Annotated in this window: 11 protein-coding genes; 6 read left to right on the top strand and 5 right to left on the bottom strand. The window is 64.8% G+C overall.

Annotated features, from left to right (window positions below):
* Positions 1–70 precede the first annotated feature (70 nt).
* Both L0U81_RS04210 and L0U81_RS04205 read right to left on the bottom strand, forming a co-directional pair.
* Positions 71–1,417 (bottom strand): ABC transporter ATP-binding protein, encoded by a 1,347-nt coding sequence (locus tag L0U81_RS04210; RefSeq protein ID WP_233800322.1) that lies wholly within the window; start codon positions 1,415–1,417, stop codon positions 71–73.
* 19 nt (positions 1,418–1,436) lie between these two features.
* Entirely contained in the window at positions 1,437–3,188 is a 1,752-nt protein-coding gene (locus tag L0U81_RS04205; protein ID WP_233800321.1) for an ABC transporter permease, read from the bottom strand.
* Positions 3,189–3,974: 786 nt separating this feature from the next.
* Between L0U81_RS04205 and L0U81_RS04200 the strand changes: the two genes are divergently transcribed.
* Together L0U81_RS04200 and L0U81_RS04195 are read left to right on the top strand one after the other, a co-directional pair.
* Positions 3,975–5,666 carry a sensor domain-containing diguanylate cyclase gene (locus L0U81_RS04200; RefSeq protein ID WP_233800320.1) on the top strand — a complete coding sequence of 564 codons (1,692 nt, stop codon included), beginning with the start codon at positions 3,975–3,977 and terminating at the stop codon, positions 5,664–5,666.
* 169 nt (positions 5,667–5,835) lie between these two features.
* Positions 5,836–6,102: a double-stranded DNA-specific endonuclease gene (locus tag L0U81_RS04195; RefSeq protein ID WP_008918151.1), complete on the top strand. Its 267-nt coding sequence runs from the start codon at positions 5,836–5,838 to the stop codon at positions 6,100–6,102.
* A gap of 61 nt (positions 6,103–6,163) precedes the next feature.
* Here the strand turns inward: L0U81_RS04195 and L0U81_RS04190 are convergent, their stop codons facing one another.
* Positions 6,164–7,480 carry an ATP-binding protein gene (locus L0U81_RS04190; protein ID WP_233800319.1) on the bottom strand — a complete coding sequence of 439 codons (1,317 nt, stop codon included), beginning with the start codon at positions 7,478–7,480 and terminating at the stop codon, positions 6,164–6,166.
* Positions 7,464–8,189 (bottom strand): response regulator, encoded by a 726-nt coding sequence (locus tag L0U81_RS04185; RefSeq protein ID WP_018419780.1) that lies wholly within the window; start codon positions 8,187–8,189, stop codon positions 7,464–7,466. The genes L0U81_RS04190 and L0U81_RS04185 overlap by 17 nt, the downstream gene beginning before the upstream one ends.
* A gap of 218 nt (positions 8,190–8,407) precedes the next feature.
* Here L0U81_RS04185 and L0U81_RS04180 point away from each other — a divergent pair, with 218 nt between their 5' ends.
* The gene (locus tag L0U81_RS04180) at positions 8,408–8,932 is read left to right on the top strand and encodes a periplasmic heavy metal sensor (protein ID WP_233800318.1); all 525 of its coding nucleotides are present in this window, start codon (positions 8,408–8,410) and stop codon (positions 8,930–8,932) included.
* 126 nt (positions 8,933–9,058) lie between these two features.
* Here L0U81_RS04180 and L0U81_RS04175 read toward each other — a convergent pair whose 3' ends face one another.
* The gene (locus tag L0U81_RS04175; RefSeq protein ID WP_233800317.1) at positions 9,059–9,769 is read right to left on the bottom strand and encodes a pirin family protein; all 711 of its coding nucleotides are present in this window, start codon (positions 9,767–9,769) and stop codon (positions 9,059–9,061) included.
* Positions 9,770–10,332: 563 nt separating this feature from the next.
* Here L0U81_RS04175 and L0U81_RS04170 point away from each other — a divergent pair.
* The 3 genes from L0U81_RS04170 (at position 10,333) to L0U81_RS04160 (ending at position 12,774) form a co-directional block, all read left to right on the top strand.
* On the top strand, positions 10,333–11,109 hold the full coding sequence (locus L0U81_RS04170) for an ABC transporter substrate-binding protein (RefSeq protein WP_233800316.1): 777 nt from the start codon (positions 10,333–10,335) through the stop codon (positions 11,107–11,109).
* A 265-nt stretch (positions 11,110–11,374) separates the two neighbouring features.
* A complete protein-coding gene (locus tag L0U81_RS04165) occupies positions 11,375–12,064 on the top strand; it encodes an ABC transporter permease (RefSeq protein ID WP_233800315.1) in 690 nt (229 codons plus the stop codon).
* Positions 12,061–12,774 (top strand): ABC transporter permease, encoded by a 714-nt coding sequence (locus L0U81_RS04160; protein ID WP_233800314.1) that lies wholly within the window; start codon positions 12,061–12,063, stop codon positions 12,772–12,774. The genes L0U81_RS04165 and L0U81_RS04160 overlap by 4 nt, the downstream gene beginning before the upstream one ends.
* Position 12,775: the final 1 nt, after the last annotated feature.

The following is a 12,775-nucleotide window of genomic DNA, read 5'->3' as shown; positions in this document are numbered from 1 at the left end:
GCGGGGCCGATCCGAACCCGCCGCTTTTCTGTCTGAAGCGCTCGACGCTATTGCGAACGTTGAACGACGCTCAGGCCTCGACGTCTTCCAGACTGAAGATCTCGGTCTGGTCGTTATACGAAAAGATTTCGCCGTAACGGCCCCAGTTGATGACCGCGTCGAGCGTCTCTTCTGCCGCGCTGTCCGACAGGAAGTCTTCGAGTTCCTGCTCGAAGCGCACGCGCGGCGCGCGATGTCCGGGCCGCTCGTTCAACACCTTCTTGATCCGCGCCGCGAGCGGCACGTGCCGCAGCAGATGCTCGGCGAACATCATCTTCCGTTCCTGCGTACCGAACTCGGAGAACACGCGCGCCGGCGGCGTCAGGAAAATGTCGCCCTCGCGCACGTCGGCGAAACCGAGGTGCTGCAGCACTTCGGCGATCGGGAACAGATCGTCGACCTCCAGATGCAGCGAGCGCGCGATTTCCGGCATGTCCGCGCGGCCGTGATACGGCGCGGCGGCGAGCGTTTCGATCAGACCGGCCATCAGGTTGGTCGACACGTGCGGCAGCCAGCTACCCAGTTCGAGCCCCTTCCTGGTCTTTTCGTCGGTCTGACGCGCGGTCATCTTCGCGTAGATCTCGTCGACGAGACGGCGGAACGCCGGGTCCAGACGGTTGCGCGGATGCTTGAACGGCACCTTGATCTCGGCGATCACGCGGCCCGGGTTCGACGACAGCACCAGAATGCGATCGCACATGAACACCGCTTCCTCGATGTTGTGCGTGACGATCAGCACCGCCTTGATCGGCATGCGGCCCTGCGTCCACAGATCGAGCAGGTCGGTACGCAGCGTTTCGGCGGTCAGCACGTCGAGCGCGGAGAACGGCTCGTCCATCAACAGCAGCGTCGGATCGACGACGAGCGCGCGCGCAAAGCCGACGCGCTGACGCATGCCGCCCGACAGCTCGCGCGGATACGCGTTTTCGAAGCCGTCGAGACCGATCAGGTCGATCGCCGCGAGCGCGCGCGTGCGCCGCTCGCTCGCGCCGACGCCTTGCGCCTCGAGACCCGCCTCCACGTTCTGCAGCACGGTCAGCCACGGGAACAGCGCGAAGGTCTGGAACACCATCGCGACACCCTTCGCAGGGCCTCCGAGCGGCTTGCCCATATACGTGACTTCACCGTCGGTCGGCTCGATCAGGCCGGCGATGATGCGCAACAGCGTCGACTTGCCGGAGCCCGAACGGCCGAGCAATCCGACGATCTCGCCTTCGCGCAGCGAGAGGTTCGCGTCGTCGAGGACGAGCAGCTCGCCCTGCGTCTTGTTGAAGCCGCGGCACACGTCCTTCACGCGCAGGATTTCCTCGCCGAGGCGCGGGGGCTTCGGCGGCGTCTGGATCGGCGCGGCGGTCATAGCAGCTTTAGGATTTTGCATCGCGTTAAGCCTTCATTTCTCAATCTAGGCGGAGCTTGCCTTCGGCATAGGCGTACATCGGACGCCACAGCAGACGGTTGAACAGGGTCACGAACAGGGACATCACGGCGATGCCCACGATGATCTTCGGAAAATCCCCCGCGGCAGTGGTCTGCGCGATATAGGCGCCTAGACCGTGCGCGGCGACTTTGGTATCGCCCCACTGCACGAACTCGGACACGATGCTCGCGTTCCACGCACCGCCCGATGCGGTTATTGCGCCGGTCACGTAGTACGGGAAGATGCCCGGCAACATCACCTGACGCCACCACTGCCAGCCGCGAATGTGGAAATTGGTGGCCGCCTCGCGGTAGTCATTCGGATACGAGCTTGCGCCGGCGATCACGTTGAACAGGATATACCACTGCGTGCCGAGCACGATCAGCGGCGACAGCCAGATGTCCGGGTTCAGGTGAAAGCGCACGATCACGATCACGAACACCGGGAACAGCAGGTTCGCGGGGAACGCGGCGAGGAACTGCGCGAGCGGCTGGACCTTTTCCGCGAGCGCCGGCCGCAGGCCGATCAGCACGCCGATCGGCACCCAGACCACGGAAGCGATCGCGATCAGCAGCACCACGCGCAGCAGTGTGATCAGGCCGAGCACGAACACGTGACCGACCTCGTCGAGCGTCACGCCGGTGCGCACATACAGGAACACGCGGTACACCACGTACACCGTGGCGAGCAGCACGATCGCCGCCCAGATGATGTCGCCGAGCTTCGAGCTCTTCTCGCTCTGCGGAATGTGAAAGCGCGGCGCGCTGAACGCAGGCAGCTGAAAGCGCACGCGAGCCGCACGCGCGAACATCCAGCCGAGCGGCACGAGCAGCCGGTGAATCAGCCGCGTGCGGCGGATCAGGTCGAGCAGCCATGATTCCGGCGCGTTGCCCGAACTCGTGGTCTCCATGCGGAACTTGTCGGCCCACGCGACGAGCGGACGGAACAGCAACTGGTCGTAGGCCAGAATCACGACCGTCATCGCAAGGATCACCCAGCCGATCGCATGCAGGTTCTGGTCGCTGATCGCCTGCGCCAGATAAGCGCCGATACCCGGTAGCGTAATCGTGTTGTTGCCGACCGTAATCGCTTCGGAAGCCACGACGAAGAACCAGCCGCCCGACATCGACATCATCATGTTCCAGATCAGGCCCGGCATCGAGAACGGTACTTCGAGCTTCCAGAAACGCTGCCATGAGGTCAGATGAAAGCCGCGCGACACTTCATCGAGATCGCGCGGCACCGTGCGTAGCGACTGATAGAAGCTGAACGTCATGTTCCACGCCTGGCTCGTGAAGATCGCGAAAATCGCGGCGAGCTCGGCGCCGAGCACCCGGCCTGGGAACAACGCGAGGAAGAACGTGACCGTAAACGAGATATAGCCGAGCACCGGCACCGACTGCAGGATGTCGAGAATCGGCACCAGCACGAGACCGGCGCGGCGGCTCTTGGCGGCGAGCGTGCCGTACACGAGCGTGAAGACGAGCGATGCGACCATCGCCGCGAGCATGCGCAGCGTGGTGCGCATCGCGTACTCGGGCAGGTTGGCCGGATCGAGCGAGATCGCCTGCGTCTTTAGCGTCGACATCGGCGCAAGCGTCTCGTGAAAGCCGATCGACGCCATCGCGATCAGACAGATGATCAGCGGGAACGCGACGAAGTCCCAGCGATTGGGCAGTACGCGCCATGCGGATGCATTGGCGGTGCGCTTCAGGTCGAAGCTGAAATCCATCAGATGCCCTCCCCCTTGAAACAGGCATTCGAACGCTCGAAGGAGGCCGCGGCTACCGCGCGGCGGTCTATGGGTCGGTCCGGAAAGCGGAAATCGGGCATGGCAAAACGCGCGTGCGTGGTAAATCGTTAGCGTTGGAGACACGTGTGCCGGCAACGGGCATGGTCGTGGACGCGTCACCCACGACCACAACCATCACGCCGGACTCCTGTCGCCGCGGGCGCCGCCCGAGGGCTGGCGGGCTTTCCTCGTTTTGGACGGCACGACACTACACCATCCTATGTTTCAGGCACAACCTTTGGCCGCGAATTGCGATCCAGCACCGCGAGGCCGTGGCGTAAGCCTTCGGCAAACCCCGGTTCGCGTCGCCGCGCCGCACTGTACCTTGCTCCTGGGTACTTCAGGATGACACGTCGCGTGGCCGTCTCGCGGCGTGGCGCGCAAGCCACATCAACACGTCGCATCGGCCATCCTTGCTCCATCGTTCCATCACTCAGGAAGGCCGGACAGCTATCAAGAATGCGGCGCGGCTGCCGTTAATAACCTGATCGGCGCGACATATGCAGGCGGCATCCCAGCAATAACGGTGGCGTCGGGCTCAACGACGGTTAAAATCGGAAATCGACGTGCCTGTTTATCAGCGGTTCATCCCGAGCCGCGGCAACGACGTAACACGCGTCGCTTTTGACGGGACGAAACCGTGGCCGACGCGGGCACCGGTACAGCGCAAGCGCGCTGCCATGAACGAGCAAGTCGCATGTCACAGCCAGACGGATCAGAGGGTCGATGAACAGGACAACCTTGCGCCAGGTAGCCGGGCCGGTCAGCTTCGTGCTGATCGTACTGGTGTGCTGGTTCGTGGCTGGCATGGTCGCGGACCGGATGGTACAGCAAGAGCTGGACGCGGCGTTGCGCACGCAGCGGCAAATGTCCACGTCGATCGTCGACAACATGGCGGAAGTGATCGCCAGCGACCTCGCGATGTCCCGCGCCATCCCCGCAACCATGGCTGAAATGGACGTGGTCCAGCGCGCCCTGGTGCAATCGCAGAATTATGCCGCGAACAGCGCGGCGGCGGAACCCGCCCTACGTGCCGCCTTGCTGAAGGACCCGAAGATGGCCGCGGTCAGCAGGTTTCTGCACGAGGCGCAGGGCTTCTCCGGGCTCGATCAGGTCTGGATCGTCAACGCGAACGGCATCTGCGTCGCGTCGAGTGGCACGATGTCGGGCCCGGACGGCGCGCAGAAATCGTTCGTCGGCGTGGACATGCGGGCGCGCGGCTATCTGACCAATGCGCTACTCGGCGCGTTCTCCGAGGCCTACGGCGTGGGTCACGCGAGCGGGGAGCCGGGTATCTTCATCGCCGCGCCGGTCTATGCGGACGGGCTGCTGGTCGGCGCGGTGGTCGCGAAGGTCGGTATCGCGCGGTTGCGCCACTGGGTCGCGCACGCGGGCACCTTCGTCTCCGACGACAACGGCGTCATCATCATGGCGCACAACAGCGCGCTCGAAGGCCGTGTGCTGCCGAACTCGCGCGTCACGCAGATGAGCCCCGCCGAGCGGCGCATCATCTACCGCCGCGAGACGTTCCCCGACATGCTGATCCTCGAAGACACGCAGATGCGCGAGCAGGCGCCGTGGGTGCCGGCGGCGGCCGCCGCGCAGCTGTTCGGCATGATCGAACAGCCGGCCCCGGCGCTCTATCAGAACCGCGGCGGCCTGAACTCGGGGCTCTCCGCGCATCTGGTCGATCCGCTCGCCGCGTGGCCGGAGCTGCTGCGCAACCACAAGCGCGACCATCTGCTCGTGTTTCTGACGCTGGCCGGCACCGTCGCGCTCGCGTGGGTGATCACCGTGTCCTACGTGCGCGAGCGGCGTCACCATCGCGCTACACGCGATCTCGCTGAGCAGTTGCAGTCGGCCAATACCCTGCTTTCGGCGGAGGCGCGGCAAGATGCGCTGACGGGCGCGCTGTCGCGGCGCTATTTCCTCGATTTGCTGCGCCACGAGATCGATCGCGCGCATGCGGGCCGCGAGCCGCTGTGCATGGCGATCGCCGATCTCGACCACTTCAAGCAGATCAACGACCGCTTCGGCCATGGCGCCGGCGACCGCGCGCTCGAACATTTCGTCGATACTTGCCGCGCGGAGCTGCGCGGCTCCGACGCGATCGGCCGGCTCGGCGGCGAGGAGTTCGGCCTGCTGCTGCCGGCCACCAATCTCACGGCGGGGCGCGAGGTCGTCGAGCGTCTGCGGCTGCGATTGAAAGCGGTGCCCTCGCCGAAGCTGCCGGCATCGGTGGCACTGAGCGTGAGCATCGGCATCACCGAACTGTCGCCCGACGATCTGCCCGAGCGCATCATGAGCCGCGCCGATACCGCGCTGTACGCGGCGAAGACCGGCGGGCGCGACCGCACCGAAGCACTGCCGCCCGACGATACCGCACCGCCCACCCGCACGGCGGTCAATGCCTGGTGACGCCCCGACGCTCGCCGAAGCACGCGACGCGCGTTGGTAGTCCTCATCCGTTCAGCCGACTCATGCCGGCACCCTGCCCGCGCCGAAACGACGCCGAGCATCCCGCAACGAAGCAGGTATCATCAATCCCAATATTGGATTGTCACTACCGCTCTAACGGGAGATTTGCATGAAGGGAAATCTGGTGATCGTCTGTCGCGATCAGGACGCTGATGCATTCGACCAGCTGCTCGCCGAATACGGCGCGTTCCAGACGCGTCTGTCGTCGACCGCGTGGTATCTGAAACTGGAGGTAGCGCCGGAACTGATTCAGGAGGAAATACTCGCGCGTCTCGGCAAATATACGACGCACTACATTTTCGAGGCGGAATCGGTGACGTGGAATACCGTGGATAGCGAAACGGCGAACGCGTTGAATACGCTGTTTTCAGACTGACCTCTCCCCGCTCGCGATGCCGACGCCCCGCGCCCGCATCGCGACTCGAACACCCCCGCTACTACCAGGCGTTTTCCGAAGCCGCCGCAACCCGCGGCAGCACTTCGAACGAAAAGCTCATCAATATGCGCAAGCCACGGCCGCCGTGATTGCCGATCTCCCATTCACCGCCCGCGCGCCGCACGAGCCGCTCGACGATCGCGAGGCCCAGTCCGCTATGGCCGTTGCCGCCGCGAGCCGGATCGAGCCGCACGAACGGCCGGCTCGCGTTGATCAGATCTTGCGCGGCGATGCCGTGACCGTTGTCGCTAATGGATAGCGTAAAACCCTGCGGCGTGCGCGCGGTCGCGACAATCACCGGCGGCGCGCCATACGCATGCGCGTTGTCGAGCAGGTTCGACAGGATCCGGTCGAGCGTGGCGGCGGGCAACACAAACGACGGCCCCGCGTTCAGTTCCGTCCGTACGGTCGGCGCGCCGGCCGCCACCGCCCGATAGCTGCGCACGACACGCTCGCACTGCGCATCCACTTCCACGGGTTCGCTGCGGTCCGCGCCGTCGTGCGCGAACACCAGGAACTGCTCGACGATATGCGTCATCGAATCGACATCGCGCACGACGCCGTCGCGCGCCTTCGCGTCGTCCATCATTTCGGCGCGCAACCGCAGACGTGCGAGCGGCGTCTTCAGGTCATGCGCCACACCGGCCAGCATCACCGCGCGATCGTGCTCGGTGCGCCCGACTTCCTGCACCATCTGATTGAAGCCGTGCGTGAGTTGCCGCAACTCGCGCGGGCCGCGCTCGGGCACCGGTGGCACCGGCAGCCCACGGCCGAAGCGCGCGACCGCCTGCGCGAGCGAGCGCAGCGGTTGCTGCAGCGCCCATGCCGCGAACAGCGCCGCCATCACCGCGAACGAGAAGATGGTGGCGAGCCATAGCACCGTGCGGTCGAGCGAACGCGGCATGCGCAGCGGCTGCGCGGGCACGACGATCCAGTTCTGGTCGGTCGCGGCGCGCACCCACAGCATGGGCGGAGCACCGGGTGGACCGACGCGCACCTGGGTGCCGGCCGGCATGCGGTCGCGCACGTCCTCGACGAAACGCTCGAGCGACGCCGGCATGTTCGGGTTCGCGGCCGGCACGTCCGGGCTCGCCGGGTCGACGAGTTTCACGCGCGACGGCAACGGTTGATCCGGTGTGCGGGCGACGTGCTGACGCACCGCGTCGACGAGGAAGGTCGCTTCCTCGACCGCGTAGCGCGTTTGCAGTTGCGTGCGCTCGACCCGCATTAGCGCATACCACGCGAAATGCGACAGCATCAGCACCGCGACGACGAGCAGCGCGAGCCGCCCGAACAGCGAATCAATGGGCCGACGCATGCTGCTCGCCGTCCGGCACGAACACGTAACCGCGGCCGCGCACCGTCTGGATGAAGCGCGGCGTGGACGGGTCCGTCTCGAGAATGCGGCGCAGGCGCCACACCTGCACGTCAATGCCGCGGTCGGTGCCGTCGTACTCGGGACCGTGCAGCAGTTCCAGCAGGCGCTCGCGCGTGAGCGTGCGCATGGGGTGATTGACGAAAATCTTCAGCAGAGCGAACTCGCTGCCCGACAGCGTGAGCGGCTTGTCTTCCAGATGCAGCGTGCGCGACTGGAAATCCAGCGTGAAGCGGCCGAAGCTGAACGGCTCGCGCTGCTCGGGCGCCGCCGCCGACGGCAACGTGCGGCGGCGGCGCAACACCGCCTGCACGCGCGCGAGCAATTCGCGCGGATTGAACGGCTTGCCGAGGTAGTCGTCCGCGCCGAGTTCGAGGCCGACGATACGGTCGACGTCATCCGCGCGCGCGGTCAGCATGATGACGGGGATATCGTCGCCCGACGCGCGCAGCTTGCGCAGCGCGGTGAGGCCGTCCACGCCCGGCATCATGAGGTCCAGCACGATGAGGTCGGGGCGCTCGCGTTCGAGGCGCCGTTCGAGCGAGCCCGCGTCGTGCAGCACCGAAACTTCGATGCCTTGACGGGCGAGATAGTCGCGTAACAGATCGCGAAGTTCGACGTCGTCGTCGACGACAAGGATTTGAGTAGCCATGGAATGAAGTTTAACGCGCGGCAGAAAGGGTTTTCGTTTTCCGAACCGCCTCAAGGGTTACTGGGTGTTACGGTGAAAGCAGCACGTAATTGCTGGTAATCGCCGCGTCCCGACGCGTAACACAGCGGCCCGTGCGGTTCTCTACGCTGTGGCTTACCGAGTGCAGGCAGTCCCACGACCGGTTGCATCGTCGGCTATTCCATTACAAGGAGCCTCATATGTCCACCAAAAAGATGTCGCGCGTTCTCGCCGTTGCTGCCACCGCTCTCGCCATCGGCGCGGGCGCCGCTTATGCCGCGCAACCCGCCCACGGCGGCCCCGGCGGCTGGCACGGCCACTTCATGCAGGAACTGACCCAACTCCACGACCAGCTGAAGCTGAACGCGGATCAGGAAAAGCTGTGGCAAAACGCGCTCGACACGATGAAGCAGAACCGCGAAGCGATGCGCGCCAACCACGAACAGGCTCGCAACCAGTTCAAGGCCGCGCAGCAGCAGCCGATCCTCGATCTGAACGCGATGGCCGCATCGCATCAGCAGATCGAGCAGAAGGACGCGCAACTGCGTCAGCAAACCACCGACGCGTGGCTCAAGTTCTATAACGGCCTGAACGACCAGCAGAAGACCACCGTCAGCACCGCGCTGAAGAAGCGCTTCGAGCGGATGGAACAGCGTCACGAGAAGATGGGCGAGCGCTGGGAGCATCAGAAGGGTGCGGCATCGGCGCCGGCCGCTAATCAGTAAGCGGCGCGATGCATCCGCGAGGCGGGCCAGGGAGGGCGCCTCGCACATGAAAAAACGCCACGGAAGAGGTTTTCCGTGGCGTTTTCGTTGGGCGATGCTCGCGGCTTTACGCGCGGCCCACGCGAATCAGCCGTTCAACTGACCGAGGTCGAACAGCAACACTTCCGCGTTGTCACCCTGCTCCAGTGTCACCGTGTCGACATCGCTGAGCTTCGCGGCATCGCCCGCCGCGAGCACCGTACCGTTCACGCTCAGCGTGCCGCGCGCGACGTGCAGATAGGCGAGGCGCCCCGCCGGCAGCGCGAACGTCGCGTGTTCGGCGGCGTCGAACAGTCCCGCGTAGATCGACGCGTCCGCGTGGATCGTCACCGAGCCGTCGCGGCCATCGGGCGACGCGATCACGCGCAGGCGGCCGCGCTTGCTGTCGGCGTCGAAACGCTTTTCCTCGTAGCCGGGCTGGTCGCCCGCGCGGCGCGGAATGATCCAGATCTGCAGCAGATGCGCGAGTTCGTCGCGCGACGCGTTGAACTCGCTATGCTGCACGCCAGTGCCGGCGCTCATGCGCTGCACATCGCCGGGACGGATCGTCGAGCCGTTACCCATACTGTCGCGATGCGCGAGCGCGCCTTCGAGCACGTACGTGACGATCTCCATGTCGCGATGACCATGGGCGCCGAAACCCTGGCCGCCGGCGATGCGGTCCTCGTTGATCACCCGCAGCGGCCCAAAATGGACGTGCTGTGGGTCGCGGTAATCGGCAAACGAGAAGCTGTGATACGAGTCGAGCCAGCCGTGGTTGGCGTGGCCACGTTCTTCGGAGCGGCGAATCTCGATCATGGAGAGTCTCCCGGTAAGTAATCAATCAGAGCGATGCCGGGAATGTAGGGGCTACGCGCCCACTTAACAATCGTGCGCGGCCGCACCGGAGCGTTCCATCGATGCATGCAATCGCGCGCACGGCGCGACCGGCGAGCCCGTCGCCGGGAAAACCGCGCCGGCGTCGCGCACGAACCACGCCCTGCGCGGCGACTTGTCGCTCGTTGCCGTCCCGCAGTGGCACGTTGCCGCTCTTCGGGTAAAATACCGCGCTTTTCAAGACGCGTGGACGTCCCGCGGGACGTTCAGGACGCACCGGCAAGCCTCGCCGGGACGGCCGCGAGCGCCGCGCGGCGGGCTTCGGCCCCGCGCGACACCCTCGCAAGGCGCACCCGATAAGTACCGAACGCGCCGGATCAGCGCACGCCGCGCCGGACGAACCGCCCGCGAAGGACGACCAGGGCGAGGCGACATCCCGGCGGCACGGCAATTTTGACCGCCTAGAATAGCGACCGTCGGCCCTTGGCCGGCGGGCGTCGAGTCGTGTCGAATCATCACGACGATCAGTTTGTTTCAGGAGAAATATGAAGAAGTTCGCACTTTGCGTGGCTCTGGCAGTCTTGGCCACCGGAGCGATGGCGAAGGAATGGAAAACGGTGCGCATCGGGGTCGACGCCAGTTATCCGCCCTTCGAATCGAAGGCGACTGACGGCAGTATCGTCGGTTTCGATGCCGACTTGACCCGCGCACTGTGCGCGAAGATGAACGTGAAGTGCGTGTGGGTCGCGCAGGATCTCGACGGCATCATTCCGGCGCTGAAGGCACGCAAGTTCGACGCGATCATTTCCTCGCTCAGCGTCACCGACCAGCGGCGCGAGCAGATCGACTTCTCCGACAAGCTGTTCGACGCCCCCGCGCGGATGATCGCGAAGACGGGTTCGCCGCTTCTGCCCACCCCTGAATCGCTGAAAGGCAAGCACGTCGGCGTCGAGCAGGGTTCGACGCAGGAACAGTATGCGAAGGCCTGGTGGGAACCGAAGGGCGTGGTCGTCGTGTCGTACCAGAATCAGGACCAGGTGTACGCGGATCTCACGTCGGGCCGCCTCGATGCCGCGCTGCAGGATGAAGTGCAGGCCGACGTCGGCTTTCTGAAGACGCCGCGTGGCAAGGGCTTCGCCTGGGCCGGTCCGGAAGTGAATGATCCGAAGACGATCGGCGAAGGCACCGCGATCGGTCTGCGCAAGGGCGATGCCGATCTGAAAGCGAAGTTCAACCAGGCGCTAGCCGAGGTTCATCAGGACGGCACGTTCAAAAAGCTCGAAAAACACTACTTCGACTTCGATATTTATCCTGGCCGTTGAGCGAAACAGGCAGGATACGGAGTAGCAAGCCGGCGCAGGCCGGCGGCAGTAGCAGTGTCAGTGTGAGCACCCGGCAGTAGATTCAAAACAATCCGAGACGAAAGTCCCAAAAGCGCGCTGCAGGAGCGTCAACGTTTCTGCAGCATGATTTGCACAGCGGCACGCTGTGCGCCGCGGGTCACGAGCCAACCGCTCGCCCCCGACGCGGCGCAACGCGGGCCGCGTCTTTCGCGGTGCGCGAAGAGCGCATCGTCGAGGACTACCTATGTTCCTTCAAGGCTACGGCCCGCTGCTTCTCAGCGGCACCTGGCAAACCGTCAAGCTGGCGGTGTTCTCGCTCGTGCTCGCTTTCGTGCTGGGTCTGCTCGGCGCGGCGGCGAAATTGTCGAAGAACCGCCTCTCGAACGGCATCGGCACCGTGTACACCACGCTCGTGCGCGGCGTGCCCGATCTCGTGCTGATGCTGCTGCTGTTCTATAGCATCCAGATCTGGCTAAACAACCTGACCGACGCGTTCGGCTGGGACCAGATCGACATCGACCCGTTCGTGGCCGGCGTCGCAGTGCTCGGCTTCATCTATGGCGCGTACTTCACCGAGACCTTCCGCGGCGCGTTTCTCGCGGTCCCGCGCGGCCAGCTCGAAGCGGGCGCGGCCTACGGCATGACGAGCTGGCAGGTGTTCTCGCGCGTGATGTTCCCGCAGATGATGCGCTTCGCGCTGCCGGGCATCGGCAATAACTGGCAGGTGATGGTCAAGGCGACCGCGCTCGTGTCGATCATCGGCCTCGCCGACGTCGTCAAGGCATCGCAGGATGCCGGCAAGGGCACGCTGCGGTTCTTCTTCTTCACCCTGCTCGCGGGGGCGATCTATCTCCTCATCACCACAGTGTCGAACTTCGTGCTGATGTACCTCGAAAAGCGTTACTCGACCGGCGTGCGAAAGGCGGATCTATGATCGAGATCATTCAGCAATATTGGCGTAACTATCTGTTCAGCGACGGCTACCGCTTCACCGGCGTCGCGATCACGTTGTGGCTGCTGGTCGTGTCGATCGGCCTCGGCTTCTGTCTGTCGATACCGCTCTCGGTCGCGCGCGTGTCGAAGAAGAAATGGCTCGCTGGCCTGGTGTGGCTGTATACGTATATCTTCCGCGGCACACCGCTCTACGTGCAGTTGCTGCTGTGCTACACGGGCCTCTACAGCCTTGAGATCATCCGCAACAACGAGCTGACCAACGCGTTCTTCCGCGACGGCATGCATTGCACGCTGCTCGCGTTCACGCTCAACACCTGCGCGTACACCACCGAGATCTTCGCGGGCGCGATCAAGGCGACGCCTTATGGGGAGATCGAAGCGGCGCGCGCGTACGGCATGTCGTCGTTCACGCTGTACCGGCGCGTCATTCTGCCGTCGGCGCTGCGCCGCGCACTGCCCTACTACAGCAACGAAGTGATCCTGATGCTGCACGCGACCACCGTCGCGTTCACGGCCACGGTGCCGGACATCCTGAAGATCGCCCGCGACGTGAACTCCGCGACGTATCAGTCGTTCAACGCGTTCGGCATCGCCGCGCTGCTGTATCTGTGTATTTCTTTCGCGCTCGTGTGGCTGTTCCGCCGCGCCGAGCGTCGCTGGCTCGCTTACCTGCGGCCGCAAGGCAAGTAAC

The organism is Paraburkholderia sp. HP33-1 (assembly GCF_021390595.1).
Lineage (GTDB): Bacteria > Pseudomonadota > Gammaproteobacteria > Burkholderiales > Burkholderiaceae > Paraburkholderia.
Note: the sequence above shows the minus strand (reverse complement) of the source record. Positions and strands in the feature narration are given on the sequence as shown.

What these genes read in the sequence shown, in the direction of transcription:
- L0U81_RS04210 (WP_233800322.1), bottom strand. Translation starts at nt 1,417, where the DNA reads ATGCAAAATCCTAAAGCTGCTATGACCGCCGCGCCGATCCAGACGCCG.
- L0U81_RS04205 (WP_233800321.1), bottom strand. Translation starts at nt 3,188, where the DNA reads ATGGATTTCAGCTTCGACCTGAAGCGCACCGCCAATGCATCCGCATGG.
- L0U81_RS04200 (WP_233800320.1), top strand. Translation starts at nt 3,975, where the DNA reads ATGAACAGGACAACCTTGCGCCAGGTAGCCGGGCCGGTCAGCTTCGTG.
- L0U81_RS04195 (WP_008918151.1), top strand. Translation starts at nt 5,836, where the DNA reads ATGAAGGGAAATCTGGTGATCGTCTGTCGCGATCAGGACGCTGATGCA.
- L0U81_RS04190 (WP_233800319.1), bottom strand. Translation starts at nt 7,480, where the DNA reads ATGCGTCGGCCCATTGATTCGCTGTTCGGGCGGCTCGCGCTGCTCGTC.
- L0U81_RS04185 (WP_018419780.1), bottom strand. Translation starts at nt 8,189, where the DNA reads ATGGCTACTCAAATCCTTGTCGTCGACGACGACGTCGAACTTCGCGAT.
- L0U81_RS04180 (WP_233800318.1), top strand. Translation starts at nt 8,408, where the DNA reads ATGTCCACCAAAAAGATGTCGCGCGTTCTCGCCGTTGCTGCCACCGCT.
- L0U81_RS04175 (WP_233800317.1), bottom strand. Translation starts at nt 9,769, where the DNA reads ATGATCGAGATTCGCCGCTCCGAAGAACGTGGCCACGCCAACCACGGC.
- L0U81_RS04170 (WP_233800316.1), top strand. Translation starts at nt 10,333, where the DNA reads ATGAAGAAGTTCGCACTTTGCGTGGCTCTGGCAGTCTTGGCCACCGGA.
- L0U81_RS04165 (WP_233800315.1), top strand. Translation starts at nt 11,375, where the DNA reads ATGTTCCTTCAAGGCTACGGCCCGCTGCTTCTCAGCGGCACCTGGCAA.
- L0U81_RS04160 (WP_233800314.1), top strand. Translation starts at nt 12,061, where the DNA reads ATGATCGAGATCATTCAGCAATATTGGCGTAACTATCTGTTCAGCGAC.